24 protein-coding genes and 1 pseudogene are annotated in these 24,941 nt (G+C 68.4%); 12 read left to right on the top strand and 13 right to left on the bottom strand.

What is annotated here, in order from left to right; all coding sequences use genetic code 11:
- Positions 1-6: 6 nt before the first annotated feature.
- Both ACTWP6_RS19200 and ACTWP6_RS19195 read left to right on the top strand, forming a co-directional pair.
- Positions 7-1,620 carry an FAD-dependent oxidoreductase gene (locus tag ACTWP6_RS19200; RefSeq protein WP_443188515.1) on the top strand — a complete coding sequence of 538 codons (1,614 nt, stop codon included), beginning with the start codon at positions 7-9 and terminating at the stop codon, positions 1,618-1,620.
- Between the two features lie 41 nt (positions 1,621-1,661).
- Positions 1,662-1,877, top strand: a complete 216-nt coding sequence (locus tag ACTWP6_RS19195) for a hypothetical protein (RefSeq protein ID WP_443188514.1) — start codon at positions 1,662-1,664, stop codon at positions 1,875-1,877.
- Positions 1,878-1,895: 18 nt separating this feature from the next.
- On the opposite strand, the gene meaB is transcribed toward ACTWP6_RS19195, so the two are convergent.
- A complete protein-coding gene (gene meaB, locus ACTWP6_RS19190; protein WP_443188513.1) occupies positions 1,896-2,771 on the bottom strand; it encodes a methylmalonyl Co-A mutase-associated GTPase MeaB in 876 nt (291 codons plus the stop codon).
- Between the two features lie 104 nt (positions 2,772-2,875).
- On the opposite strand from meaB, the gene ACTWP6_RS19185 reads away from it, so the two are divergent.
- Positions 2,876-3,640, top strand: coding sequence for an SDR family NAD(P)-dependent oxidoreductase (locus ACTWP6_RS19185; protein ID WP_260754550.1), 765 nt, complete (start codon positions 2,876-2,878; stop codon positions 3,638-3,640).
- 19 nt (positions 3,641-3,659) lie between these two features.
- On the top strand, positions 3,660-4,400 hold the full coding sequence (locus ACTWP6_RS19180; RefSeq protein WP_260754551.1) for an SDR family oxidoreductase: 741 nt from the start codon (positions 3,660-3,662) through the stop codon (positions 4,398-4,400).
- A gap of 320 nt (positions 4,401-4,720) precedes the next feature.
- Here ACTWP6_RS19180 and ACTWP6_RS19175 read toward each other — a convergent pair whose 3' ends face one another.
- Genes ACTWP6_RS19175 through ACTWP6_RS19160 form a run of 4 tightly spaced genes read right to left on the bottom strand, consistent with a single transcriptional unit; the run spans position 4,721 to position 8,824 of the window.
- Complete coding sequence (locus ACTWP6_RS19175; protein ID WP_260754552.1) at positions 4,721-5,485, bottom strand: enoyl-CoA hydratase/isomerase family protein; 765 nt, start codon at positions 5,483-5,485, stop codon at positions 4,721-4,723.
- 31 nt (positions 5,486-5,516) lie between these two features.
- Positions 5,517-6,611 carry an acyl-CoA dehydrogenase family protein gene (locus tag ACTWP6_RS19170; RefSeq protein WP_443188512.1) on the bottom strand — a complete coding sequence of 365 codons (1,095 nt, stop codon included), beginning with the start codon at positions 6,609-6,611 and terminating at the stop codon, positions 5,517-5,519.
- Entirely contained in the window at positions 6,598-7,413 is an 816-nt protein-coding gene (locus tag ACTWP6_RS19165) for an acyl-CoA dehydrogenase family protein (RefSeq protein WP_443188511.1), read from the bottom strand. The genes ACTWP6_RS19170 and ACTWP6_RS19165 overlap by 14 nt, the downstream gene beginning before the upstream one ends.
- Positions 7,391-8,824, bottom strand: coding sequence for a class I adenylate-forming enzyme family protein (locus ACTWP6_RS19160; protein ID WP_443188510.1), 1,434 nt, complete (start codon positions 8,822-8,824; stop codon positions 7,391-7,393). Before ACTWP6_RS19160 ends, ACTWP6_RS19165 begins: the two co-directional genes overlap by 23 nt.
- A gap of 114 nt (positions 8,825-8,938) precedes the next feature.
- On the opposite strand from ACTWP6_RS19160, the gene ACTWP6_RS19155 reads away from it, so the two are divergent.
- Positions 8,939-9,259 (top strand): 2Fe-2S iron-sulfur cluster-binding protein, encoded by a 321-nt coding sequence (locus tag ACTWP6_RS19155; RefSeq protein WP_260754556.1) that lies wholly within the window; start codon positions 8,939-8,941, stop codon positions 9,257-9,259.
- Here the strand turns inward: ACTWP6_RS19155 and ACTWP6_RS19150 are convergent.
- The 4 genes from ACTWP6_RS19150 to ACTWP6_RS19135 form a co-directional block, all read right to left on the bottom strand.
- Positions 9,247-10,326 carry a CaiB/BaiF CoA transferase family protein gene (locus tag ACTWP6_RS19150; RefSeq protein ID WP_260754558.1) on the bottom strand — a complete coding sequence of 360 codons (1,080 nt, stop codon included), beginning with the start codon at positions 10,324-10,326 and terminating at the stop codon, positions 9,247-9,249. The two genes, ACTWP6_RS19155 and ACTWP6_RS19150, sit on opposite strands and share 13 nt — an antisense overlap.
- Positions 10,327-10,354: 28 nt before the next feature.
- On the bottom strand, positions 10,355-11,311 hold the full coding sequence (locus tag ACTWP6_RS19145; protein ID WP_260754559.1) for an LLM class F420-dependent oxidoreductase: 957 nt from the start codon (positions 11,309-11,311) through the stop codon (positions 10,355-10,357).
- A 118-nt stretch (positions 11,312-11,429) separates the two neighbouring features.
- On the bottom strand, positions 11,430-11,831 hold the full coding sequence (locus ACTWP6_RS19140; protein ID WP_260754560.1) for a cobalamin B12-binding domain-containing protein: 402 nt from the start codon (positions 11,829-11,831) through the stop codon (positions 11,430-11,432).
- Positions 11,831-13,420: a methylmalonyl-CoA mutase family protein gene (locus tag ACTWP6_RS19135; protein ID WP_443188509.1), complete on the bottom strand. Its 1,590-nt coding sequence runs from the start codon at positions 13,418-13,420 to the stop codon at positions 11,831-11,833. Before ACTWP6_RS19135 ends, ACTWP6_RS19140 begins: the two co-directional genes overlap by 1 nt.
- 172 nt (positions 13,421-13,592) lie before the next feature.
- Between ACTWP6_RS19135 and ACTWP6_RS19130 the strand changes: the two genes are divergently transcribed.
- The 6 genes from ACTWP6_RS19130 to ACTWP6_RS19105 all read left to right on the top strand — a co-directional run bounded on the left by ACTWP6_RS19130 (position 13,593) and on the right by ACTWP6_RS19105 (position 20,029).
- The gene (locus ACTWP6_RS19130; protein WP_260754563.1) at positions 13,593-14,462 is read left to right on the top strand and encodes an SDR family oxidoreductase; all 870 of its coding nucleotides are present in this window, start codon (positions 13,593-13,595) and stop codon (positions 14,460-14,462) included.
- A complete protein-coding gene (locus ACTWP6_RS19125; protein ID WP_443188508.1) occupies positions 14,459-15,985 on the top strand; it encodes a class I adenylate-forming enzyme family protein in 1,527 nt (508 codons plus the stop codon). The genes ACTWP6_RS19130 and ACTWP6_RS19125 overlap by 4 nt, the downstream gene beginning before the upstream one ends.
- On the top strand, positions 15,982-16,284 hold the full coding sequence (locus ACTWP6_RS19120) for a hypothetical protein (protein ID WP_260754566.1): 303 nt from the start codon (positions 15,982-15,984) through the stop codon (positions 16,282-16,284). The genes ACTWP6_RS19125 and ACTWP6_RS19120 overlap by 4 nt, the downstream gene beginning before the upstream one ends.
- A gap of 96 nt (positions 16,285-16,380) precedes the next feature.
- Entirely contained in the window at positions 16,381-17,847 is a 1,467-nt protein-coding gene (locus ACTWP6_RS19115) for an adenylate/guanylate cyclase domain-containing protein (RefSeq protein ID WP_443188507.1), read from the top strand.
- A gap of 29 nt (positions 17,848-17,876) precedes the next feature.
- Positions 17,877-18,716: a putative hydro-lyase gene (locus ACTWP6_RS19110; RefSeq protein ID WP_443188506.1), complete on the top strand. Its 840-nt coding sequence runs from the start codon at positions 17,877-17,879 to the stop codon at positions 18,714-18,716.
- Positions 18,713-20,029 (top strand): MFS transporter, encoded by a 1,317-nt coding sequence (locus ACTWP6_RS19105; RefSeq protein WP_443188505.1) that lies wholly within the window; start codon positions 18,713-18,715, stop codon positions 20,027-20,029. The genes ACTWP6_RS19110 and ACTWP6_RS19105 overlap by 4 nt, the downstream gene beginning before the upstream one ends.
- A gap of 43 nt (positions 20,030-20,072) precedes the next feature.
- Here the strand turns inward: ACTWP6_RS19105 and ACTWP6_RS19100 are convergent, their stop codons facing one another.
- The 4 genes and pseudogenes from ACTWP6_RS19100 to ACTWP6_RS19085 form a co-directional block, all read right to left on the bottom strand.
- Positions 20,073-20,495: a Zn-ribbon domain-containing OB-fold protein gene (locus tag ACTWP6_RS19100; RefSeq protein WP_443188504.1), complete on the bottom strand. Its 423-nt coding sequence runs from the start codon at positions 20,493-20,495 to the stop codon at positions 20,073-20,075.
- A gap of 2 nt (positions 20,496-20,497) precedes the next feature.
- On the bottom strand, positions 20,498-21,706 hold the full coding sequence (locus ACTWP6_RS19095) for a thiolase family protein (protein WP_443188503.1): 1,209 nt from the start codon (positions 21,704-21,706) through the stop codon (positions 20,498-20,500).
- Between the two features lie 36 nt (positions 21,707-21,742).
- Positions 21,743-23,965: an acyl-CoA dehydrogenase gene (locus tag ACTWP6_RS19090; protein WP_443188502.1), complete on the bottom strand. Its 2,223-nt coding sequence runs from the start codon at positions 23,963-23,965 to the stop codon at positions 21,743-21,745.
- Positions 23,966-24,138: 173 nt separating this feature from the next.
- Positions 24,139-24,270: pseudogene (locus ACTWP6_RS19085) on the bottom strand (NAD-dependent epimerase/dehydratase family protein); the annotation flags it as partial.
- A gap of 100 nt (positions 24,271-24,370) precedes the next feature.
- On the opposite strand from ACTWP6_RS19085, the gene ACTWP6_RS19080 reads away from it, so the two are divergent.
- Positions 24,371-24,934: a TetR/AcrR family transcriptional regulator gene (locus ACTWP6_RS19080; RefSeq protein ID WP_260754572.1), complete on the top strand. Its 564-nt coding sequence runs from the start codon at positions 24,371-24,373 to the stop codon at positions 24,932-24,934.
- Positions 24,935-24,941 lie beyond the last annotated feature (7 nt).

Here is a 24,941-nt window from a genome sequence, read left to right as displayed (position 1 = left end):
ACAGCGATGACCGACTGGGACCATGAGATCGACGTCGTCGTACTGGGCAGCGGCGGCGCGGGACTGACCGCCGCGCTCACCGCCGTCGTCAACGGCGCCACCGTCGAGGTCTACGAAAAGGCGGCCACCGTCGGCGGAACCACCGCGGTGTCCGGTGGAATCGTGTGGATCCCGGCGCACCACAGGTCCGAAGAGGGCGAGCTGACCGTCGAGGACGCGATGGCGTACCTGCGCGCCCAGTCGCTGGGATACATGGACGAAGAACTGGTCGAGACGTTCGTCCGCACAGGCGCGCCGATGCTCGACTTCGTGGAGTCCCACAGCGATCTCGTCTTCGAGGTGGCCACCGGCTTCCCCGATTACAAGCCCGAGCTGCCGGGCGGCAAACCCGGTGGCGGTCGCTCGCTGAACGCCAAACCGTTCGACCTGTCCCGGCTCGGTGAGTGGAGCACGCGGATCACGTCCTTTCCGGCGGACTTCAGCAACGTCGGCATCGACGCCGAGACCCGCGCGCGCATCCACGCATCCGTCGACAGCGAGTCGGGCGACTACTGCGTCGCCGGCACCGCCTTGATCGCCGGCCTGCTGCGCGGCCTGCTCGACCGCGGCGTCACACCACACACCGAGGCACGCGCCGTGGAGCTGATCGCAGACCCGCTGGGGATCACCGGAGTCCGAGTCCAACAGGGCCACAGCGAGTTCCGCGTGCACGCCCGTCGCGGCGTGATCCTGGGCACCGGTGGATTCGAGTGGGACCGCCGCCTGGTCGAGGCGTATCTGCGGGGCCCGATGCGGGGCGCGGTCTCGCCGCCCCACAACACCGGCGACGGACTACGGATGGCGATGGCGCACGGCGCCGACCTGGCGAACATGGGCGAAGCGTGGTGGGTTCCGATCGTGCAGATCCCCGGCGACACCTTCGAGGGGCATCCGCGCAGCCGCAGCGTCAGGTTGGAGCGCACCCGACCACGCAGCATCATCGTCAACCGGGCGGGCAGGCGCTTCCTCAACGAGGCGGGCGAATACAACTCGATGGCCGGGCCGTTCCACTTTCTCGATCCGAAGCTCGGGTATGCCAACGATCCGGCCTGGATCGTCTTCGACTCCATCCATCTCAAGCACTACGGCTTCCTCGGTGTGGACCCCGACGGACCGGTCCCCGACTGGTTCTGCCAGTCGGCCGATCTCGAGGAGCTCGGCGAGAAGACCGGCATCGACCCCGACGGCCTGGCCGCCACGCTCACCGCCTGGAACACCAACGTCGCCGCCGAGCACGATCCTGAGTTCAACCGCGGCGCAAGCGCTTACGACGGTTACTGGGGCGACACCTCGGCAGCCACCACGGCAGGCCAGACGCTGGGTCCGATCGACACGGCGCCGTATTACGCGGTCCCGGTCTCCGTGGGCGCGATGGGCACCAAGGGCGGGCCCCGCACCGACCGCGACGGGCGGGTGCTGCACGTCAACGGCACCGCCATCACCGGGCTCTACGCCGCAGGCAACGCGATGGCCGGCGCCACCGGAAAGGCCTACGGCGGTGCGGGCGGCACCCTCGGCCCCGCCATGGTGTTCGGCTATCGCACCGGATACACCGCCGCCACCGGCACGTCGGTGTCCTGACAGCGCCACACCGCGCATCGGCTCTCGACTACCCTGGCGGGGTGACGGGCACCGGCATCAGATTCAGCGCGATCGCGCGCACCGCCGCGCAGATCCGGGTGCTCGACGCCGCACTCGCCCGGCTGGAGCCGGCGCTGGAGGCCGCCGAGGCCGAGCAGTCCGCGATCCGCGCCCGCGAACTGTTACTCACCCAGGTCATCGACGAGGCAGTCGAACGTCGACACTGCGCGAACTCCTGCGGTACACCAAGCGGCTGATCGAGCTCCCGGAATAGCTCAGCGCATGGTGTCGGTGACGATGAGTTGCGCTGCCGCCGTGTACGGGTCGGTGCGACCGTCGGCCACCGCGTCAGCGAGTGAGCCCAGTCCCTCGTGCTGACGAAGCAGGCTCTGCGCCAGCGAGAGGATCTGGGCACGCGCCCTGGCTGATCGCCGACCGGGATTGTCGGTGCGGTGGTGGGTTTCGATCACCTCGAGCAGCTCGTCGATCCCACGGCCCTGGGCCGCGATGAGTTTGAGGATCGGCACGTCGGTTTCGGCCCGCAGGTCCCGTACCGTCTGGTCGGCGCCCTCACGGTCGGCCTTGTTCACCGCGACGATGTCGGCAACCTCCAGCAGGCCTGCCTTAGCGGCCTGCACAGCGTCCCCGGCTCCCGGGTTGAGGACCACCACGGTGGGATCGGCCACCGCGGCGATCTCGATCTCGGACTGTCCGACGCCGACGGTCTCCAGAATGACGACATCGAAGTGCAGTGCTGACACGAGCGTGATCGCCGCGGGCACCGCGGCGGCCAGACCCCCGAGGTGCCCCCGGGTGGCCACCGATCGGATCAGCACGTCGGGATCGTTGATGTGGGCCGCCATCCGGATGCGATCACCCAGCAGGGCGCCGCCGCTATACGGCGAGGACGGATCGACGGCCAGCACCGCCACTCGCCTACCGTCGGCCCGATAGGCACCGACGAGCGCGCCGACGGTGGTGGACTTGCCCGCGCCCGGTGGACCGGTGATGCCGACGACACGGGCCGGGCGAACCTCCCCGAGTGCGGCGAGCACGTCATCCCGGCGCGGACTCTCCACGTAGCTGAGCAGCCGGCCGGTGGCGCGCGCTGAACCCCCGCGCGCCGCGGCGATGAGGTCGTCGATCGTCACCCCAGACACCTTACGCAGGCGATTTCTCGCTACGCGAGGGACCGTTCCGCTTCCGAGAATGCTATTCTCCTAAGCTGAGAGTGATAGTTCCAGGGAGGATACGCATGGACATCGCGGGGAACTCGGCACTGGTCGTCGGAGGAGCCGGTGGTCTCGGTGAGGCGACGGTGCGGCGCCTGCACGGAGCGGGCGCGAAGGTGGTCGTCGCCGACCTGGCCGACGACAAGGGCAAACAGCTGGAGTCCGAGCTCGGCGTGCGTTACGTGCGCACCGACGCGACCTCCGAGGAGTCGGTGCTTGCCGCGATCGCCGAAGCTGAAGCTCTCGGGCCGCTGCGCATTTCGGTGGACACCCACGGTGGACCCGCCGGCGGCGGACGGCTCGTCGGCAAAGACGGATCCCCGCTGGGCTTGGACGCTTTCGAGACAACCATCAAGTTCTACCTCACCGCCGTGTTCAACATCATGCGGCTCTCGGCGGCGGCGATCGCCAAGACCGAACCGCTCGACGAGGGTGGACGGGGTGTCATCGTCAACACCGCCTCGGTGGCAGGCTACGAGGGACAGATCGGACAGCTGCCGTATTCGGCGGCCAAGGGCGGGGTGATCGGGATGACGCTGGTCGCTGCTCGCGACCTGTCCCCGTTGGGGATTCGCGTGGTGACGATCGCCCCCGGAACCATCAACACCCCGGCCTACGGCAACGCGGCCGATCAGCTCGAGCAGTACTGGGGACCGCAGGTGCCGTTCCCGAAGCGTATGGGCCGGTCCACCGAATACGCGCAGCTGGCGCAGAGCATCGTCGAGAACGACTACCTCAACGGTGAGGTGATTCGGCTCGACGGGGCACTGCGATTCCCCCCGAAATGACGCGGGAAGTGACCGACGGGTGACGCTGCAGGGAAAGGTCGCGTTCGTCGCGGGCGCGAGCCGCGGCATCGGCGCCACCGTGGCCGCCGCGCTGGCGCGGGCGGGTGCGTCGGTGGCAGTGGCCGCCCGCTCGGAGCAGGAGGGAAAGCTGCCGGGAACAATCGGGTCTGTCGCACAGCGGATTTCGGACGACGGCGGGCGGGCGCTGCCGGTACCGTGCGACGTCACCGACGAGGAGTCCGTCAACACCGCGATCACCGCGACGGTGGTCGAGTTCGGCGGAATCGACATCCTGGTCGCCAATGCCGGCGTGCTGTGGCTCGGGCCCATCGAAACCACCCCGCTGAAACGGTGGCAGCTGTGCCTCGACGTCAACACCACCGGCGTCTTCCTGGTCACCAAGGCGGCCATCCCCCACATCCGGGTGCGCGGCCGGGGTTCGCTCATCGCTGTGACGACCACCGGGGTCGCCATGACCGATCACGGTGCGAACGCCTACTGGGTGTCCAAAGCCGCGGTCGAACGGCTGTATCTCGGCCTGGCGGCCGATCTGAAACCGGACAACATCGCAGTGAACTGCCTGAGTCCGTCACGGGTGGTGCTCACCGAAGGCTGGCAGGCCGGCGGGGCGGGAATGCAGATCCCGCCCGAGATGGTCGAACCGCCCGAGGCCATGGCCGATGCCGCGGTTTTTCTTGCCGGACAGGATGCTTCGGGCATCACCGGCACCATCCAGCGCTCCGAAGAGCTCACCCCGTAGCGCGAGCGGGCAAGCGAGCCTGTCTCCGCCCCAGCCCCTCCGCGCGAGCGGGCGTGTCTGCGCCCGACACGCCGCGTCCTGGACGAACTTCGCGCACGCTCGGACCGCACGATCCGCACGCTTGGTTCGCCCACTTCGCGCGCCGGTTGGCCTACTCGCTCGGTTGGCCTACTCGCTCGTTCGGCTACTCACTCGGTTGGGCTGCGCAATCCGCGCGTGCGATCCCGCGAGCGTGCGCACCATGCCCGGCGAGCGTGCGTGAAATCGGTTCGGAGTGCGGCGTGTTGGCCGCAGACACGCACGCTCGCGGCAGGAAGCGCCTACTTTTTGGCGATCAGGCCGTCGACGATCTTGTTGAAGTCCGTCGTGCCGAACGACACGTACTCGGCCAGGTTGGCGTAATCCAACGACGCCATCACCGACTTCTCCAACTGCATGTTCATCAGCCGCTTGGTCGCCTCGACCGCCTGCTGCGGCAGCTCGATCATCTTGTTTGCGCACGTGATCGCCTCGGCGAGCGGATCCTCCACCACGTGATTGGCCAACCCGAGCTCGACCGCGCGCTGAGCCTTGATCCGCACACCGGTCAGCGCGAACTCCTTGGCCTGCAGCAGGCTGATCTGTGAACCCCACACCAGCGGGCCACCGTCGGCGGCCACCAGTCCGATCGACACGTGCGGATCGGCGAAGAACGCGTTCTCGGCGATGTAAACGACGTCGGACAGCGCCGCCAGGCTGCAGCCCAGCCCGACGGCCGGCCCGTTCACCGCGGCGATCACCGGGATGCGGCAGCGCACCATACCGATCACCAGATCACGACCGTGCTTGATCGTCTTCTGACGCAGGGCTTCGTCGTTGCGCAACTCGTCGAGGTAGTTGAAGTCGCCGCCGGCCGAAAACGCCCGTCCCGCACCGGTGATGACGGCCGCACGCGCACCGGCGTCCTCGTTGAGTTCCTCCCAGATCTTGGCCAGGCCGACGTGCAGGTTGTCGTTGACCGCGTTGAGGTCGTCGGGTCGGTTCAGCGTGATGATGCGCAGGGCGCCGTCGGCCTCGACCTTAATTTCGTCTGGCATGGAATACATCAGCTACCTTCTTTCTTCGCGCCGGCGCTCATCAGCCGGAGGCTCCCAGTCCGAGAATGCGTTGCGCGATGATGTTCTTCTGAATCTGCGATGTGCCTCCCATGACACTTTGCGCCCGGCTGTACATGTAGGCCCCGAACAGTTCCTCGTCGGCGGTGCCGACCGTCGCCAGCGCCGCATGCCCGACCGACTGCTCGGTCCACGTCATCAACAACTTGTCCAGCGACCCCTGCGGGCCGTGGGTGATCCCGTCCAGCTGTTCGGAGAGCCGCCGCCGCACGTGCAGACGCAGCATCTCGGTCTGCACCCACGCCCACAGCAGCTCTTCGTTCGGTTCACCGTCGATCCGAGATGCCATCTGCCGCACCGTCTTTCCATAGCGGGCGGAGAAACCGAGCGTCGACGGCTCGCGCTCGTGGCTGACCACCGTCATCGCCAGCTTCCAGCCCTCGCCGGGTGCGCCGACCATGTTCTCGGCGGGCACCCGGGCGCCGTCGAAGCTCACCTGGCCGAATTCCTTGGTGACGCCGCTGATCATCTTCAGCGGCCGCTGCTCGATTCCGGGCTGGTGCATGCTGACGATGAACGCCGAGATGCCGCGATGTTTCGGCACGTCCTTGTCGGTGCGCGCAAGCACCAGGCACCAGTCGGCGACGTCAGAGTAGCTGGTCCAGATCTTGTGCCCGTGGATGACGTACTCGTCACCGTCCCGAACCGCGGTCGTGGTCAGTGACGCCAAGTCCGACCCCGCACCGGGCTCGGAGAAGCCCTGGCACCAGCGCTCGGTGCCGTTGATCATGCCGGGCAGGAACCGCCGGCGCAGTTCCTCGCTGCCATGGTGGCTCAGGCCGACGACGAGATAGCCGAGGCTGGGCCGCGCCGGGGCGCCGGCCTTGGCGATCTCCTCGTCGACGATCACGTCGTACACCGGCGGCAGATCCTGACCGCCGTACGCCTTCGGCCATGATGTGCCGAAGAAGCCGGCCTGGAACAGGGCCTGATGCCACTCGCCCGCCTTCGCCCAGTACGCGTCGCCGGAGGTCGGAAACCTGCCCTTCTGCTCGGCCAGCCAGGCGCTCAGGCGCTCGCGAAACGCGGCCTCGTCGGGGGAATCACGAAAGTCCAATGGTCAGCTCCTCCAGCTTCGCAGGCCAGGCCTCGGTCGCGGCCAGCACACGGCGCAGATAAACGTGCGCCAGGCATTCCCAGGTGTTGCCGATGCCGCCGTGTACCTGGATCGACGTCTCGCACACCGTCATCGCCGCCCGCGCACAGTAGATCTTCGCGACCCGGGCAGCCTCGATCGCTTCCCGCACCGGCAGTTCGTCGACCGCCCACGCGGCATGCCGGGCCACGCTGATCGATCCCTCGATCAGCGCCAGGCTCTCGGCGAGCAGGTGCGCGACGGCCTGGTAGGAACCGATCGTCGCACCGTACTGCGCGCGCACCTTGGCGTACTCGGTGGCCAGCGCGTGGGTGCCCCGCGCCGCCCCCAGGATGTCGGCAGTGGTCGACGCCAACGCGAGCGCATACCACCGGCCCGCATCGCCGTCGGAGAGGTCGGCCAGCTCGGCCGGCGATTCGACCACGCCCGCAAGGCTTTTCGTCAGATCCACGGTCTGCGGCACGGCCTCGGTGGACGCCACCGGCCGGCCCAGTCGGCGCTGCAGGTCGTCGGCCAGCACCGGCCCGAGGTAGGGCACGTCGACCAGCCCCCGGCCGAACTCCTCGGCCACGATCGCGACCTCGATCGCGGAGGCGCCGTCGGAGCGCAGCGTGCGGAAACCGGTGGCGTCGACGGCCTTCTCCAGCCGCGCGATGCGTCCCGAGTCGTCGAGGTCGGCGACCGACCCCGGCCCGAGATCAGCCGCCACCTCCGCGGCGGCATCACGCAGCTGTTGCTGCTCACTGGTCAGACGGACGTCCACAGAATTCTCCGCTCTTCGCGCGGGCGCTCATCGCCCGCTCCCGTAAAACTCGCCGAAGCACCTTGCCCGAAGGCAGGCGCGGGATCTCGTCCACGACGACCACACGGCTCGGTCGCTTGTAGGAGGCCAGCCGCTCGCCGACCAGGGCCGCGAGCTCGCCGGTGTCCACCGGTCCGCGCGCCGTCACGGCGGCGACGATCGCCTCGCCATCGCCTGCCGGGACCCCGAACACCGCGCAGTCGTCGACGGCCGGATGTCCGTGCAGCACGGCCTCGACCTCCGCGGGCGCGACCTGGAAACCGCGGACCTTGATCATCTCCTTGGCGCGATCGGTGATCCGCAGCCAGCCGTCGGCGTCGAGCGTTCCGACGTCACCGGTGCGATACCAGCCGTCGGTGAACGCGTGGCCGGTCCATTCGTCGGGCAGATAACCGGCCATCGCGGAGTCGGACCGCACCTGGATCTCTCCCTCGGCGTCCGGCCCCAACACCTCCCCCGTCTCCAGCGACACAATCCGGAGATCGACGCCGTCCACCGCGCGGCCAACGGTGTCCAGCCGCGGCTGCTGCAGGTCGTTGCAAGAGATCACCGGCAGCTCACTGGCGCCGTAGGCCGTCACCCACGACACCCCGGTGCGTTGCGTGATGGCGTCGGCGACGCTGCTGGTCACCGGGGTGGCGCACCACATGATGTAGCGCAGCGAGGTCAGATCGTGCTTTTCGAGCTCCGGATGTGCCGACAGGGCCAGCGCGATCGGCGCCACCGCCATCTCGACGGTGATGCGGTCGGATTCGATGTGCCTGAGCATGGCGTCGATGTCGAAGCGGCGGTGCAACCGGATCCAGGCGCCGGTGTCGAGCGCCATCAGGATGTTGAGCAGCCCCAGGATGTGCGAGGGCGGCGTCATGACCTGCATGCGGTCCGCGGATGTCAGCCCCAGGCCGGCCCGCCAGTGCCGCACCGCGACAGCCAGCGACGCACGCGTGTGCCGGACCGCCTTGGGCATGCCCGTGGTCCCGGAGCTGAAGACCAGCACCGCGTCGGCGGCCGGGTCGGGCTCGAGCGCCTCATGTTCCGCCGGGGGGATCTCCTGATCGAGAGGCAGCATCGGCATGGCCTCGGCGAGGACGGGGTGATCACCGACCGCGTGCGTCGGTTCGGTGAGCGACAGCGCGTGGTCGACCTCGGTTCGCTTCCAGGCCGGACTCAGCAGCACCGCAGCCCCGCCGAGACGCCAGATCGCGTGCAGGGCCGCCACGAACTCCGGGCGGTTCGACGACATCAGTGCCACCCGTGATCCAGCGACCACCCCGCGCTGCTGCAACTCCGCGGCCATACCGGCAGCCAGGGCGTCGAGATCGGCGCGCGTGTACTGCCGATCCTCGAAGGCGAGCGCCCAGGGCTCACTCACGTCGCGCGCGCCCCTTCCGACACAGTGTTGGATGATGGTTGCGAGAGGATTACCGCTTGTCCAGGAGAATACTATTCTCCTATTATCAGAATGACAATGTCGAAAGAGGGTTCCATGACCGACCCGCAGACACCCGCAGCGGGGTCCGCCGTCACCGATGCAGGCACCATCACCATCACGTTGGACGGCACCACCGCATCGGTGGCGCACCGGCCCGACGAGACGCTGCTGGAGAGCGCGCGTCGCGCCGGCATGGGACCGCCGTTCTCGTGCGAGGCGGGCAACTGCGGAACCTGCATGGCGTTGCTGACCGACGGGACGGCGACGATGCGGGTCAACGACGCGCTGACCGAGGACGAGGTCGCCGAGGGATACGTCCTGACCTGCCAGGCCGTGCCGGACACCCCCGATGTGAGGGTCAGCTACGACGAGTGAGCCGGCACGGCACGATGCTCGTCGAGCCGGGGCGCCGGCCGGTACTGGGGAGCGTACCCGGCGATGTGGATCGGGCTGCCGACTTGGCGGAACTCGCCCGCGGTGACCACCGCGTGCGGCGTGGCGGCCAGCGCCTCGGGCAGCGTGCGCACCGCGGCGACCGGAATACCCAGCGGCTGCAGGCGCTGTTGCCAGTTCACCGCGGAGTCGGTCTGCAACACCGCCCCTACCAGCTCCAACACCTCGTCGCGGCGAGCCGCGCGTTCGGCCATGGTGGAAAAACCTTCGATTCCCGCCTCGCCCGCAAAGGCCGCCCAGAACGCGTCGTGGGTGATGAACAGTGCCAGGTAGCCATCTGCGGTCGGAAACAATTGCGCCGGAACGTAATACGAGTGTGCCCCGTACGGATACCGTTGCGGCTCCACGCCCTCGTTGAGGTACGCCGCGGCGCGGTAGTTCAGCTGCGAGAGCATCACGTCCTGCAAGGACACGTCGACCTGCCCACCCCGACCGGACACGATCTGGGCGAGCAGCCCCAGCGCTGCGGTCAGACCGGTGGAGTTGTCGGCCGACGAATACCCCGGCAGCGTCGGAGGCCCCTGCGGGTCTCCCGTCATCGCAGCCACCCCGGTTGCCGCCTGGATGACATAGTCGAACGCCGGATCGTCCCCGCCGTCGAGGCCGAAGCCGGTCATCGCGACGCACACGATGCGCTCGTTGAACTCCTTGAGCGCCTCATAGGTCAGCCCCAGCCGCCGGATGGCCGACGGCTTCATGTTCACCAGCAGCGCGTGAGCATCCGCCACCAGCTCGCCCAGACGGGCACGCCCCTCGGCCGATCTCAGGTCGAGGACCACGCTCTGCTTGTTGCGGTTCAGGCTCGCGAAATAGCTGTCGCTGACCTGCCGGGAGATCTCGCCGCCGGGCGGCTCGACCTTGATCACCTCGGCACCCAGGTCGGCGAGCATCATCGTCGCGTACGGTCCGGCCAGCATGACGCCGACCTCGATGATCCGAATGCCGGCCAGCGGCGCGCCGCCTACCGGGCCCGGCGGGCCGGCGCTCATCGCACTACCTCGCTTTTCACGCCGGCGATCATCGCACGCGCTTGGCGAGCTCGCCGATCACCTCGCGGGTGCGGTACTTCGACGCGACCAGCTCGTCGCGGGTCTCCCCGATCGGCAGCAACCGAACCGACAGGTCGGTGACCCCCGCATCGGCGAACTGCTTGAACCGCGCCAGGATCGACTCTTCGTCACCGGCCGCGCACAGATCGCCGACGTTGCGGGCGTCGCCACGATCCAGCAACCGCTGGTAGTTCGGCGAGGTCTCCGCCTCGGCGAGGATCCGGTTGGCCCGCTCCTTGGCGGCGTCGACCTCGGAGTTCGCACAAAGGCACACTGGGATGCCGGCGACGATTCGCGGCGCTGGGCGCCCCGCCTCGGCGGCGGCCTTGATGATCTTCGGCGCGATGTGCTCGCCGATTGCCTTCTCGTCGGCCATCCACAGCACGGTGCCGTCGGCGCGCTCCCCCGCGATCTGCAGCATCACCGGTCCCAGCGCGGCCACCAGCACCGGAAGCGGTTGCTCGGCACCGAGAACCGTCGGATTGTGCACGGTGAACGTGTCGTTCTCGACGTCGACATCACCCGGTCCGGCGAGCGCGGCGCTGAGCACCTCGAGGTAGTCACGGGTGTAGGCGGCCGGCTTGTCGTACGGGAGGCCCAGCATGTCGCGCACGATCCAGTGATGCGACGGCCCGACACCGAGGGCAAGCCGCCCGTTCGCCATCGCATGCACCGAAAGCGCCTGCCGGGCAAGGGCGATCGGATGCTGTGCCTGCAGCGGCACGACAGCGGTGCCGAGTTCGATCCGCGAGGTGTGCGCCGCCATCAGGGCGACCATCGTCAGGCAGTCGAAGTCGTTGGGCACCTGCGGCATCCACGCGGTGTCCAGGCCCGCCGACTCGGCCCACTCGATGTCGGACACCAGCTTGCTGACTTTGCGCGCCATGTCGCCGCGCTCGGCCCCGATCATCACTCCGAGTCTCATTGCCCACCCCCGCTTCGCCCGCCCGGCCTGATTGAACGTGCCTCCTCCGGCGAAAGTGCGCTGAGATCGCGATATCTGCCGAAAGGGCGCTCTGTGCGCACCCTCGCTCCACCCGGCCTCATGTGTGCTCCACTCTCTCCGTCAGCGCCCGCACATCACGCACCAGGTCCTCCAGCGGCGTCCCGGTCGGGAACACCGCGGCGGCGCCGGCGTCGAGGAGTTTCTGGACGTCGCCCTGCGGGATGGTGCCACCGACGACGACGGCGATGTCTGCCGCGTCGGCGGCGCGCAGCGCCTCCACCGTGCGAGCGGTCAGCGCGACGTGGGCTCCCGAGAGGATCGAAAGACCAACCAGCGCAACGTCTTCCTGCAATGCGATGGAAACGATGTCCTCGATGCGCTGCCGGATCCCGGTGTAGATCACCTCGAAGCCCGCATCACGCAGCGTGCGGGCGACGATCTTGGCTCCCCTGTCGTGGCCGTCCAGACCGGGCTTGGCTACCAGCACACGTGTTGACATCAGAACACCACCGGCTGCTGGAACTCGCCCCACACCGACTTCAACGTCGACACCATCTCTCCCACCGTGCAATACGCGTTCGCGCAGTCGATCAGCTTGTGCATCAGGTTGTCGTCGCCTTCTGCGGCCCGGGCCAGCGCCGCGAGCGCCTCCTTGACGGCGACGTCGTCGCGGTCGGCCTTGACCTTCGCCAGCCGCCGCAACTGCTTGTCGCGACCCTCGGCGTCCAGCTCGTAGGTGGCCAGGTCCGGCGGCGGCTCGTCGACGACGAATCGGTTCACCCCGACCACGGGCCGCTCACCCGATTCCACCTCCTGGTGGATCTTGAACGCTTCGTCGGCGATCAAGCCTTGCAGGTAGCCGTCCTCGATGCAGCGGACCATGCCGCCGTGTGTCTCGAGGTCGTGCATGATCTCGACGATCTTCTCCTCGGTGGCGTCGGTGAGGGCCTCGACGAAATAGGAGCCGCCCAACGGGTCGGCCACCTTCGTCACGCCGGTCTCGTACGCCAGGATCTGTTGGGTGCGCAGCGCCAGGGTCGCCGACTCCTCCGAGGGCAGGGCGAACGGCTCGTCCCACGCCGCGGTGAACATCGACTGCACACCGCCGAGCACCGCGGCCATCGCCTCGTAGGCCACGCGCACCAGGTTGTTCTGCGCCTGCGGGGCATACAGCGACGCCCCACCGGCCACACAGCCGAACCGGAACATCGACGCCTTGTCCGTGGTGGCCCCGTAACGCTCCCGCACGATCGTCGCCCATCGCCGGCGCCCGGCGCGGTACTTCGCGATCTCCTCGAAGAAGTCACCGTGGGTGTAGAAGAAGAACGAGATCTGCGGGGCGAACTTGTCGATGGTCATCCGGCCACGCTCGACCACGGTGTCGCAGTAGGTGACGCCGTCGGCGAGGGTGAACGCCATCTCCTGCACCGCGTTGGCGCCGGCATCACGGAAGTGCGCACCGGCCACCGAGATCGCGTTGAACCTCGGCACCTCGGCCGCACAGAATTCGATGGTGTCCGCGATCAATCGCAGGGACGGCTCCGGCGGCCAGATCCAGGTGCCGCGCGAGGCGTACTCCTTGAGGATGTCGTTCTGGATCGTGCCGGTGAGCTTCTCCCGCGGCACACCCTTCTTCTCGGCGGCGGCGACGTAGAACGCCAACAGGATGGCCGCCGTGCCGTTGATCGTGAAGCTCGTGCTGATCTTGTCCAGCGGAATCCCGTCGAACAGGATCTCGGCGTCGGCGAGGGTGTCCACGGCCACGCCGACCCGGCCGACCTCCTCGCCGTACTCCTCGTCGTCGGAGTCGTAACCGCACTGCGTGGGCAGATCCAGCGCCACCGAGAGCCCGGTACCGCCCTGATCGAGCAGGTAGCGGTACCTGCGGTTGGACTCCTCGGCGGTGCCGAAACCGGAGTACTGCCGGAAGGTCCAGGTCTTGCCGCGATACCCGGACGCGAAGTTTCCGCGCGTGAATGGATACTGCCCCGGCGGTGGGGGGTCGGCCGCACGATCGCCCGGTCCGTACACGGGTTCCAGCGGGATCCCCGACGGGGTCGCTACCAGAGGGTGGACTTGGTCACTCATCGATCGATAACGTACTTGCAAAAAATGAGAATGCCAATACCGCCTGAGGGAAAGCCGCACGCCGCAGTGCGTGCCGACCCGCCAAAGACCCGCATCAAACCCGGGAACACGGCGATTATGGGATTCGCCTAAAATGAGAACGACGCTATCGGGCGTTGATGAGGAGGCCCCTTTGTCTGGAGAGTCCAACGCGACCGGCGGGACCGGCGACACCACGTTCGCCGACCGGACCGTCGTGGTCTCGGGCGGCAGTCGCGGAATCGGCCTCGCCATCGCCCTCGCTGCAGCGAGGCGCGGCGCCAACGTCGTGCTGCTGGCCAAGACCGCCGAGCCGCACCCCAAGCTTCCGGGAACCGTGCACACCGCCGTCGCCGACGTCGAAGCTGCGGGCGGCAAGGGTGTCGCGGTGGTCGGTGACGTCCGCAAGGAAGAAGACGTGGCGCGTGCGATCGCGACCGCGGTCGAACGCTTCGGCGGGGTCGACATCGTCGTCAACAACGCCAGTGCGATCGCCACCGAACCGACCGAGGCGCTGTCGGCCAAGAAGTTCGACCTGATGATGGACATCAACGTCCGCGGCACGTTTCTGTTGACGAAGGGCGCGCTGCCCCATCTGCGGAAATCGGCGACCGGCGCGCACGTGCTCACCCTGGCGCCGCCGATGAACATGAACCCGCACTGGCTCGGTGCACACCCGTCCTACACGTTGTCCAAGTACGGCATGACCCTGCTGTCGCTGGGCTGGGCCAGCGAGTACGCAGACAGCGGCATCGGTTTCAGCTGCCTGTGGCCCGAGACCTACATCGCGACCTCGGCGGTGAGCAACCTCGCCGACGGTGATGATCTCGTCAAAGCCTCCCGCAGCCCCGACATCATGGCCGACGCCGCCGTACAGATCCTGTCGCGGCCACCGGCGCAGGTGAACGGGCAGTGCTACATCGACGCCGCTGTCCTGGTCGAGTCCGGTGTCGCCGACCTGTCGCGTTACGGCGGCGGCGACGACCCGATCCTCGACATCTTCGTCGACGGGCGAGCCTCATGAGCATCTCGCTGCTGCTGGAGATGGCCACCGACGCCGACCCGGACCGGACCGCCCTCGTCTCCGACGAACTCCGGCTCACCACCGCCGAACTCAGCACCCTCGCCGACGGCGGCGCCGGGGTGATCGCGGGGTCGGGCGCCCAGCATGTCGCCTACATCGGCACCGGCGGCGCGATGCTGCCGCTGCTGTTGTTCGCCTCGGCCCGCGCCGCGACACCCGTGACGCCGCTGAACTACCGGCTGTCGGCCGATGGGTTGCGTGCGCTGCTCGACCGGCTGCCCGATCCCCTTGTCGTCGTTGACGACGAATACCGCGATGCGGTCGGCGACGGCTATCGGACGATCGGTTCGGCGGAGTTCCTCGCCGGAGCTCGGACCGCGGAACCCGCGGCCGAGTTCGCCGACCCCGACGCCGTCGGTGTCGTGCTGTTCACCTCGGGGACGACGTCGAAGCCGAAGGCTGTCGAACTGACCCACACGAACCTCACGAGCTACATCATGGGGACGGTGGAATTCGCGTCGGCCGAGCCGGACGATGCCGCGCTGATCTGCGTCCCGCCCTACCACATCGCCGGTGTCAGTGCCGCGCTGTCGAATCTGTACGCCGGACGGAAGATGGTGTATCTGAGGCACTTCGACGCCGAGACGTGGGTGCGGCTGGTCGCCGACGAGGGCGTCACCTCCGCGACCGTCGTGCCGACGATGCTCGACCGGATCGTCTCGGTGCTGGAGGCGCGGGGCACCTCGCTGCCGACCCTGCGCACCTTGGCCTACGGCGGATCGAAGGTGCCGTTGCCGTTGGTGCGCAAAGCGTTGTCGTTGCTCCCCGGCGTCGGGTTCGTCAACGCCTACGGTCTGACCGAGACCAGCTCGACCATCGCGGTGCTGACCCCCGACGATCACCGCGAGGCCCTGGCGGCCTCCGACGAGGCGGCCACCCGGCGGCTCGGTTCGGTCGGTCGGCCGGTGCCCGGCATCGAGGTGCAGGTCCGCGCCGACGATGGCACGGTACTGGGACCGAACCAGACCGGCGAACTGTTCGTCCGCGGCGAGCAGGTGTCTGGCAGGTACACCGACATCGGTTCGGTGCTCGACGAGCAGGGCTGGTTCCCCACCAAGGACGTGGCCTACCTCGATGAGGAGGGCTACCTGTTCATCGGTGGCCGGTCCGACGACACGATCATCCGCGGCGGCGAGAACATCGCCCCCGCCGAGATCGAAGACGTGCTCGTGGAGCACCCGCACGTGCGAGACTGTGCCGTGGTCGGTGCCGATGACCCCCAGTGGGGCCAGATCATCGTCGCCGTCGTGGTCGCGGAACCGGGGACCGTACCCGACGTCGAGGACCTGCGTGGCCACGTGCGGGCGCAGTTGCGCGGATCCCGCACCCCCGACCGGGTGGTGTTCCGGGACGAACTGCCCACCAACGCGACCGGCAAGGTGCTGCGCCGCGAACTCGTCGACGAACTGAACCAGGACCCATCGCCGGCACAGCCGGCCGCGACACAAGGAGCCCCTGCATGATCAAGAACGGCACCCGACTGCAGAGCCAGGTCTGCGACACCCAGGTGATCGTGGTCCGCAGCAGCGACAGTCTCGACGACCTGCGCGCCGGCGGCGCCCCGATGGTGCCCGTCGGCGACAGTGTCGACGAGAGTCTGTCGCTGGACGGCGAACTGGCCGACGGCAATCTGATGGGCAAGCGCTACGTCGACGACAGCGGCGCCGAGGTGCTCGTGACGAAAGCCGGCAAGGGCACGCTGAGCATCGGCGCGACCCCGTTGGCGCTCAAGGAGGCCAAGCCGCTACCCGCCAGCGACTGACCAGGGAGCCCGGGCGCGTTCGCGGGTGTCACCGCGACGAGGTCGAGCCATGCCATCGCCGCGTATCTGAAGGCGCGCGACTGATACCTTCGGCGGGTGAGGCCACGCCGCCTGCTCACCAGGTACGCCGCGGGGCTCACGTCGGCATACCTGCTGACCGTCGCCGAGGTCCTCGCGATCGTGGTAGCGCTCGCCGGCCGTCGTGTCATCACCACCGGCAACGTGATCACCTTCTCGGTGGTCGGCCTGATCGGCACCGTCACGGTGGCGCTGGGCGCGGTCCTGATCCTCCGTCCGTCCCTGCGCTGGCTGAGCTCCGGCCGCCGGCCCACGCCCGGCGAGATCCGGACCACGGCCAAGATCATGCGCCGTCAGGCGGTCATCACGTTGGCGCCGTGGCTGCTCACCGCGGCCATCCTGGTACCGCTCAACGTGCACGCACCGGCGACGGTGTTCGTGGTGCTCACCACCGCGCTGTTGTTCGGCGCGATCGCCACCGTCACCACCGGCTTCCTGTTCACGTTGCGGACTCTGCGGCCCCTGCTGGCGGCCGTGCCCGCCGACGCCGAACGGCCGGCCGCGCCGGGCGTGCGGGCCCGCCTGCTGCTGATGTGGCTGGCCTGTACCGCACTGCCCGGCTCGGCCATCGCGGTCCTGCTGATCCTGCAGTCCCAGAACTGGTTGCTCAACGCGTCGTCCCCGATCGAGCTAGCGCTGCTGATACTCGCTCTGGTCGCGGTCGTGCTCGGTCTACGCTCGATGATCCTGGTATCGATGTCCATCTCGGATCCGCTCCACGAGGTGGCCGAGGCGATGGCCGACGTCGAGAAAGGCGAACTCGATCGCAGCATCGACGTGTACGAGTGGTCCGAGATCGGGCGGCTGCAGAGCGGGTTCAACCGCATGGTCGCCGGTCTGCGGGAACGCGACAGGCTGCGCGACCTGTTCGGCCGCCACGTCGGCGAGGAAGTCGCCCGGCGGGCGTTCGAGCAGGCCGGCACCCGCAGCGACACATCCACCGGCGACGAGCGCGAGGTCGCGGTGTTGTTCATCGATCTGGTCGGCAGCACGCAGCTGGCCACCGAGCGCAGCCCCCACGAAGTCGCCGACATCCTCAACGATTTCTTCCAGATCGTCGTCGCCGAGGTCGACGGACGGCACGGTCTGGTCAACAAGTTTCAGGGTGACGCCGCGCTGGCGGTGTTCGGCGCCCCGCTGCGCATCGACGACCCGTGCTCGGCTGCGCTGGCGACCGCCCGCGCGTTGGCCGCTCAGTTGCGGCGACTGGCAGTGGATTTCGGTATCGGCGTGTCGGCGGGACCGGTGTTCGCCGGCAATATCGGGGCCAGGAACCGCTACGAGTACACCGTGGTGGGTGACGCCGTCAACGAGGCCGCCCGGCTGGCCGACCATGCCAAGGAATTCGAGCGCCGAACCCTGTCCTCGGGTGCGGCACTGACCCGCGCGAACGAGTCCGAGCAGGCCCGGTGGGTCCCATGTGGGCAGATCACGCTGCGCGGACGCCGCGACCCGACCGAGATCCACACCCCGGGTGGAGGTTAGGTCCGCCTTCGGAGTGGGAATGCACGCGTATGCGATCTGCCGCGGCTCCGCATCCGACGCGTGCCACCGCCGCGCGCGTCCAGATCCGTAGCGGCGCGCACACCGGGCCGACCAGCGGCCTCGCCGACGGCCATGCGCAGGCCAATCTGGTGGTGCTGCCGCAGGATTCGGCGCTGGATTTCCTGCGTTTCTGTGTGCGCAACCCGGTCCCGTGTCCGCTGCTGGAGGTCACCGACACCGGTTCGCCCCGCCCCGCCGCGGTCGCCGCCGACGCCGACCTCCGGAGCGACGTGCCGCGCTACCGCGTGTTGCGCGACGGTGAGTGCGTCGACGAGCCCACCGATATCAGTGAATACTGGCGCGCCGATCTCGTGGCGTTCCTGCTCGGCTGTTCGTTCACGTTCGAATGGGCAATGGCCTCGGCGGGACTACCGCTGCGTCATCAGCAGCAGCACGTCAACGTCCCGATGTACATCACCGACCGCCCCTGTCGGACCGCCGGTCCTTTCGAGGGGCCGCTGGTGGTCTCGATGCGGCCGATCCCCCGAAACGATGTGCCCCGCACCGTCGACATCACCGCCCGCTTCCCCGCGATGCACGGCGCACCCGTGCACATCGGCGATCCGTCGCGGCTGGGCATCGCCGACCTCGATGCACCGGATTTCGGCGATCCGGTGCGCTTCGACGACGATGACATCCCCGTGTTCTGGGGGTGCGGTGTGACGCCACAGGCCGTCGCCCAACGAGCCCGGTTGCCACTGGCGATCTTTCACGCACCAGGCCACATGTTCATCACCGACCGGACGCACAGCCACTATGACAGTGCCTCGCGCGCGCAGATCACCGATCAGCCAGGAGGACTTTGGTGAACGTCGACCAGTTGACCCCGACCGCTGCGGCCGCCCCCGACGCGATCCGAAAGGCTGTCCGCGGAGCCGCGATCGGCAACACAGTGGAGTGGTTCGACTTCGCGATCTACGGGTTCCTGGCCACCTATATCGCCGAGAAGTTCTTCCCGCCCGGCGACGAGACCGCGGCGCTGCTGAACACCTTCGCGATCTTCGCCGCGGCGTTCTTCATGCGCCCCCTCGGCGGCTTCTTCTTCGGCCCTCTCGGAGACCGGATCGGCCGGCAGAAGGTGCTGGCGCTGGTGATCCTGCTGATGTCGGCATCGACTCTGGCCATCGGTCTGGTGCCCAGCTACGACTCCATCGGGGTTTGGGCGCCGATCCTGTTGCTGGTCCTGCGCTGCCTGCAGGGCTTCTCGGCCGGCGGCGAATACGGCAGCGGCGCCTGCTTTCTGGCCGAGTACGCCCCCGACCGGCACCGCGGGTTCGTGGTGTCGTTCCTGGTGTGGTCGGTCGTCGTCGGCTTCCTGCTCGGCGCGGTCACGGTGACCGGACTGGAGACGCTGCTGTCCGAGCCCGCAATGGAAAGCTACGGTTGGCGGATCCCGTTCCTGATCGCCGGCGCGCTGGGGGCGGTCGGGCTCTACATCCGCCTGCGCCTCGGCGACACCCCGCAGTTCGAGTCGCTGCGTGAGGCCGGCGCGGTGTCGTCGTCGCCGCTGAAGGAAGCGGTGACGACGTCGTGGCGACCGATCCTGCAGATCATCGGCCTGGTGGTGGTCCACAACGTCGGCTTCTATCTCGTATACACCTTCCTGCCAAGCTATTTCACCGAGACACTGGGTTTCAGCAAGACCGACGCATTCTTCTCGATCACCGTCGCGAGCATGGTGGGCATCGTCCTGATCCCCCCGCTCGGAGCGTTGTCGGACCGCATCGGCCGCAAACCTCTTCTGCTGACAGGCTCGATCGGCTTCGCGGTGTTCGCCTATCCGCTGTTCCTGCTCTTGAACACCGGCTCGCTCACCGCGGCCATCGCCGCCCACTCAGCCCTGGCCGCGATCGAGGCGGTCTTCGTGTGCGCGTCGCTGGCGGCGGGCGCCGAACTGTTCGCCACGCGGGTGCGCTCCAGCGGTTACTCGATCGGCTACAACGTGTCGGTGGCGCTGTTCGGCGGCACCGCACCCTATGTCGCGACGTGGCTGGTGTCGCGGACGGGTAACGACCTCGCACCCGCGTACTACGTGATCGGGGCGGCCGTTGTCACGCTGCTGACGGTGCTGACCATGCGCGAGACGGCGCGCAAGCCGCTGCGCAGGCTGGTGTCGCACTGATCGCCAACCCTCGCCTGCCGCGTGGGCGATCTCGCCGCGAGTCTCACCGATCGGCCGGCGCGTACCTCAACATCGTCACGTCATGCTCGGGGTAGTCGCAGAAGACCGGTTTGACCCGCATGCCGATCACGATGTCCGTCGGCTCGACATCGACCAGCTCGGTGGAGAACCGGGGCCCTTCGTCCCACTCCACGATGGCGAGCAACTGAGGCACCGCGTCGACGAAGTGAGGGCCGACGGGGCGGCGGGCCACGGTGAACGAGTACAGCGTGCCCATGCCCGAGATCTCGCGCCACTCAAGGTCGTTCGTTAGCGTCCTGGGGGCGCGCACCCGGGGATAGAAGACGTAGGACTGCGACGACGGCGAGTACTGAATCACCACCCGATGCTCGGCGAGGGCATCCCAGAACGGCGCAGTGGTAGGCGTTTTGACCGGCATCGGCCGTTCGAAGGTCGGTGTGCTCATGGTCAGTCCCCCTCCAGCACGAGTGTGGTCTGTTCGGACAGGATGCCGCCGTTGCCCGAGACGAACGCACGGTGGCAATCAGGCACCTGCGCCTCCCCGGCCCGGCCCATGATCTGGCGGGCCGCGTCGCACACATGGTGCATTCCCCCCGCATTGCCCGCCTGCCCGAACCCGAGCTGACCGCCTGCGGTGTTCAGCGGAAAGTCGCCGCGGAAGGTCAGATCGCGCTGGGAGACGAACTCCATGCCCTTGCCCTTCCCACAGAAGCCGGCATCTTCCAGACTCAGCAACACAGTGATCGTGTAGCAGTCGTAGATCGACACCATGTTCATCTGCTCGCGGGTCAGACCCGACATCGCGAACGCCGTCTCTGCGGCCCGGGCGATCGGCGTCTGCAGCAGATCCGCGGCGTAGGTGGGCGTCTTGTAGGGCACCTGCTCGCCGAAACCCTTGATCCACACCGGCCGGTTCTTCGCGCGGGCGGCGACGTCGGCGCTGGCCACCACCACCGCCGCACCACCCAGGCAGGGCATCACGATCTCGAGCATGTGCAGCGGGTCGGCGATGACCGGGCTGGCGAGCACGTCCTCGATCGTTAGCGGTTTGTCCTTCCAGATGGCCCCTTCGGTGTGGTTTGCGTTGAAGCGTTGGTCCACCACGATCTTGGCCATCGCCCGCTCGTCGTAGCCGTACACCGAGGCATAACGCTGGGCGACCTGGCCGTACGGCCCGTTCTGGCCCAGATTTCCGTACGGGATCTCGAATTCGGCCTGCGGAGAACCGAACTGGTTGCTCGACGCTCCGAAGAACATGGCGTCAACCAGCGGTCGGGGCTTCTTCTCCGATGTCGGTGTCAGGTAACGCGCCGGGATCGCACACAGCACCACATCGCAGATCCCGAGCTCGATCGCCGCGGCGGCGCGCCAGACCATGCCCACCGCACTGGCGCCGCCCAGGTCCACCATCTCGGCGAAATTGGCTCGGACGCCCAGGTATTCGGCCACCGTCGATGGAACGAAGATCTCCGACTCGCTCAGGTGTGTGGTGACCAGGCCGTCGACCGACTCACCGGGCAGCCCGGCATCGTCGAGCGCCGCGGCGCCGAGTTCCGCCCACTGCTCCAGGGTGAAAGGCGCCGGGGTGGCATTGTTCAGCCGTTCCGGGGGCAGCTCCACGTAACCGACGATCGCGGCCTCACCGCGCAGACCCATGGGTATCTCCTGTCGCTCCGCAGCCCCGCGTCGCACTCACGCGCGAGGCAGTCCGAGGATCATCTGGGCGATGATGTTGAGCTGGATCTCCTTCGTCCCGCCGCCGATCAGTTCCGCCGGCAGGTGGAAGTAGGGTTCGACGATCGCCGGCTCGGAGTCTTCGACGAGTGCCGCCGGTGCGGCGAGCTCCAGCGTGGCCTTGAAGATGCGTCGCAGCATCACGTTCATGGCGACCTTGGCGATGCTCGATGCCGGTCCGGCGGCCTGCCCGTCGAGCAGGCGCATCACCTCGCGCAGTGCGAGCACCTTGATCGCGTTGGCGTACGCGTCGGCCTCGCCCAGCGCGGCCAGCACCCGGCTGCGGTCGGCGCGCTCCTCGGCGGCCAGTGCGCGAAGGATGCTGGCCCGGTCGAAGTTGACATAGCCGCTGATCGCGACCCGCTCCTGCGCCATCGTCGCGATCGCCAGGTTCCACCCGTCGGTCGGCTCGCCCAGCAGCATTTCGTCCGGGACGAACACGTCGGCGAGGAACACCTCGTTGAAGTGAGACTCACCGGTGGCCTGCCGGATCGGTTGCAGGTCAACGCCTTCGGAATTCATGTCGACGATGAAGTAACCGATTCCCCGGTGCTTGGCGACGTCCGGGTCGGTGCGGGCGAGTAACGCCCCGAAGTCGGCGGTGTGCGCCGACGACGTCCAGATCTTGTGGCCGTTGATCCGCCAGCCGCCGTCGACCTTGGTCGCGCGCGTAGTCAGCGAAGCGAGGTCGGAACCCGCCCCGGGCTCGCTGAACAACTGGCACCAGCCGAGCTCCCCCCGCTGGGTTGGCGGGATGAACCGCTCCTGGATGTGTTCGGGTGCCGAGCTGATCAGTGTCGGCAGGATCCATTCGGAGATCCCCAGTGAGGGCCTTACCAGGTCGGGCCGTTTGGCGAACTCCTCGTCGATGATCAACAGCTGCAGCTGCGTGGCCTCCACCCCCCACGGCCGCGGCCAGTGCGGCGCGATCAGACCCGCTTCGGCCAGCAGTGTCCGCTGGGGTCCGGTCGCGAGGTTCTCATAGTCGCCTTGGCGCCCCGGACGGTCGTTGCGCAGGGTCCTCGCCTCGTCCAGCACCGCTGCCACGCCGCGGCGGAACTCGAGGTCGACGTCGCCGAGCTTCACCGAGACGTCGCGTCCGTGTGTGCGGGTGAGTTCGCCGAGCGACTCGGCGTACCGGCCGGAGGGACCGATCGACGCGGCCAGGCTCGTCGCCTTGCGCCAGTACAGGTGAAGGTCGTGCTCCCAGGTGTATCCGATCGCGCCGAACATCGTCAGGGCGTCGAGGGCCAGTTCGGGTGCCGGCGTGACCGCCATCAGCGCCGAACCCCACGCCGCGATGCGGTGCTGCGCCGGGTCCTCCGATGCCGACCGGACTGCGTCCCACGCCGCCGAACTCGCCAGCTCGCTGTTGACCAACAGCATCGCCGCCTGGTGCTGGAGGGCCTGGAAAGTCCCGATCGGCCTGCCGAACTGCTCCCGGGTGCGCAGATGATCGGTGACGGCCTGCACACACCAGCGGAGTACGCCGGAAGCGGCAGCGGCTGCCAGCGCGACCGTCACACACCGCGCCCGGACGTCGTCGATGCCGCTCAGCGCCGCGTCGTCGGTGCAGCGGTGGCCGTCGAGCCGCACCACCCCCACGTCCACAGTCCGGTCGGTCGCGACGCGGCTCTCGACCGAGACCCCCGGTCCCGCCGGATCGATCGCGAACCACGCGGTGCCCTCACCGGTGTCGGCCGACACCAGAAGGATCCGCGCCGCGCAGGCCCCCGCGATCGGCGTAGAACGGCCGTCGATCCGCCAGCCGTTTGCGCCCGGCACGGCGCGGAAACCGTTGTCGCCGGCCAGGATCACCGCGCCGGACGCACCATCGGCGAGGGCCCCGATCAGGGCCTGCCGTGCCGGTGTGTCGTCGGCCAGCAGCGCGACCGCGCTGGTGGACACCGTGGCCAGCACCGGCCCCGGCAACAGCGCCGCGGCCGCCGCCTCGATCACGCAGGCGGTGTCGGTCAGCGTGCCGCCCTGGCCGCCCACCTCTTCGGGCAGGTGGACGGCGTGGAAACCATTGCCGACGAACTGTTCCCACCACGGTGGCAGCTCCCCGGCGGCGAGCGCCTCGAAGGACTCGCGGGTCTTGTCGACCGGCGCGTGGCGGGCGGCGAACTGGGCGACGGCAGCGCCGAGCTGTTCCTGCTCCGGTGTCAGGCCGATGGTCATCGCGCTCCTTCGGCTACGCGGCGGGGCCGGTCTCGGAAGAAGCGCGCGGCCGCTTCGACGGCTTCCGAGCTGGGCCGCGGCTGCCCGCCGAGCTCCCGGACCGCCTTGAAATGGTCCATCGGGGACATGATGTGCAACAACCGGATGTTCAGCGGCGTGCGCACCGGATGGCCGTCGATCCCGCGGGTGGAACTGGTGGTGCGGATCATCACCCGCACGTCGGGCTCGCCGTCGGCCACCAGTTGCTTGACGACATGGGAGCCGAGGAATCCGCTGGCGCCGATCACCAGCTTGGTTCCCGCCATCGTCCGGCTCCTCCACATCTCCTTAAACGAGACGCAACGTCTCGTCTTGTGGCACACTACGGGCGATGCCACAGTGTGTAAAGCCGGACGGACGCTCCTGATGGCCACCGAGACCGCGGCGCCCCGGCGGCGCAGCGAGAAGTCCCGGGTGGCCATCATGACCGCCACCCGCAAGCTGCTGATGGAACGGGGTTTCGACAAGCTCAGCATCGAGGCGGTGGCCACCCGGGCGGGTGTCGGCAAGCAGACGATCTACCGTTGGTGGTCGAGCAGGCACGCCCTGGTCGCCGACGTCATCCTCGAAGACGCCGACCGGATCCTGCGCCCCATCGGTCGCACCGACGACGTGACCGCCGATGTCTGCGCGTGGTCGACCGCGCTCGCGACGGCGTTGACCACTCAACGCGGCCACGCGATGCTGCGAATCTTGACCGCCGCCGGGATGGAGAACCCCGACACCGCGACACGCCTGCACGCCGGCTTCAGTCGCCCGCTGCACGACACCGTGCGAAACCGATTGACGGAGGCCGGTTTCACGAGCGCTGCGGCCCAGGATGCCACCGACGCGATCGTCGGCGGCATCGTCTACGCGATCCTCGGCGAAGGCCGCGCGTTCTCGCCGGGACGCGCCGAGTCGATCACCCGCACCGTACTCGGCAGCTGACGTTGAG

This window comes from Mycobacterium sp. 4D054 (genome assembly GCF_052245755.1).
GTDB lineage: Bacteria > Actinomycetota > Actinomycetes > Mycobacteriales > Mycobacteriaceae > Mycobacterium.
Note: the sequence above shows the minus strand (reverse complement) of the source record. Positions and strands in the feature narration are given on the sequence as shown.

Excerpts from the sequence above, each read along its gene's own strand:
- ACTWP6_RS19155 (WP_260754556.1), top strand. The coding sequence starts at position 8,939 with ATGACCGACCCGCAGACACCCGCAGCGGGGTCCGCCGTCACCGATGCA.
- ACTWP6_RS19145 (WP_260754559.1), bottom strand. The coding sequence starts at position 11,311 with ATGAGACTCGGAGTGATGATCGGGGCCGAGCGCGGCGACATGGCGCGC.
- ACTWP6_RS19090 (WP_443188502.1), bottom strand. The coding sequence starts at position 23,965 with ATGACCATCGGCCTGACACCGGAGCAGGAACAGCTCGGCGCTGCCGTC.
- ACTWP6_RS19150 (WP_260754558.1), bottom strand. The coding sequence starts at position 10,326 with ATGAGCGCCGGCCCGCCGGGCCCGGTAGGCGGCGCGCCGCTGGCCGGC.
- ACTWP6_RS19095 (WP_443188503.1), bottom strand. The coding sequence starts at position 21,706 with ATGGGTCTGCGCGGTGAGGCCGCGATCGTCGGTTACGTGGAGCTGCCC.
- ACTWP6_RS19125 (WP_443188508.1), top strand. The coding sequence starts at position 14,459 with ATGAGCATCTCGCTGCTGCTGGAGATGGCCACCGACGCCGACCCGGAC.
- ACTWP6_RS19175 (WP_260754552.1), bottom strand. The coding sequence starts at position 5,485 with ATGTATTCCATGCCAGACGAAATTAAGGTCGAGGCCGACGGCGCCCTG.
- ACTWP6_RS19100 (WP_443188504.1), bottom strand. The coding sequence starts at position 20,495 with ATGAGCACACCGACCTTCGAACGGCCGATGCCGGTCAAAACGCCTACC.
- ACTWP6_RS19140 (WP_260754560.1), bottom strand. The coding sequence starts at position 11,831 with ATGTCAACACGTGTGCTGGTAGCCAAGCCCGGTCTGGACGGCCACGAC.
- ACTWP6_RS19200 (WP_443188515.1), top strand. The coding sequence starts at position 7 with ATGACCGACTGGGACCATGAGATCGACGTCGTCGTACTGGGCAGCGGC.
- ACTWP6_RS19135 (WP_443188509.1), bottom strand. The coding sequence starts at position 13,420 with ATGAGTGACCAAGTCCACCCTCTGGTAGCGACCCCGTCGGGGATCCCG.
- ACTWP6_RS19185 (WP_260754550.1), top strand. The coding sequence starts at position 2,876 with ATGGACATCGCGGGGAACTCGGCACTGGTCGTCGGAGGAGCCGGTGGT.
- ACTWP6_RS19110 (WP_443188506.1), top strand. The coding sequence starts at position 17,877 with ATGCGATCTGCCGCGGCTCCGCATCCGACGCGTGCCACCGCCGCGCGC.
- ACTWP6_RS19120 (WP_260754566.1), top strand. The coding sequence starts at position 15,982 with ATGATCAAGAACGGCACCCGACTGCAGAGCCAGGTCTGCGACACCCAG.
- ACTWP6_RS19080 (WP_260754572.1), top strand. The coding sequence starts at position 24,371 with ATGGCCACCGAGACCGCGGCGCCCCGGCGGCGCAGCGAGAAGTCCCGG.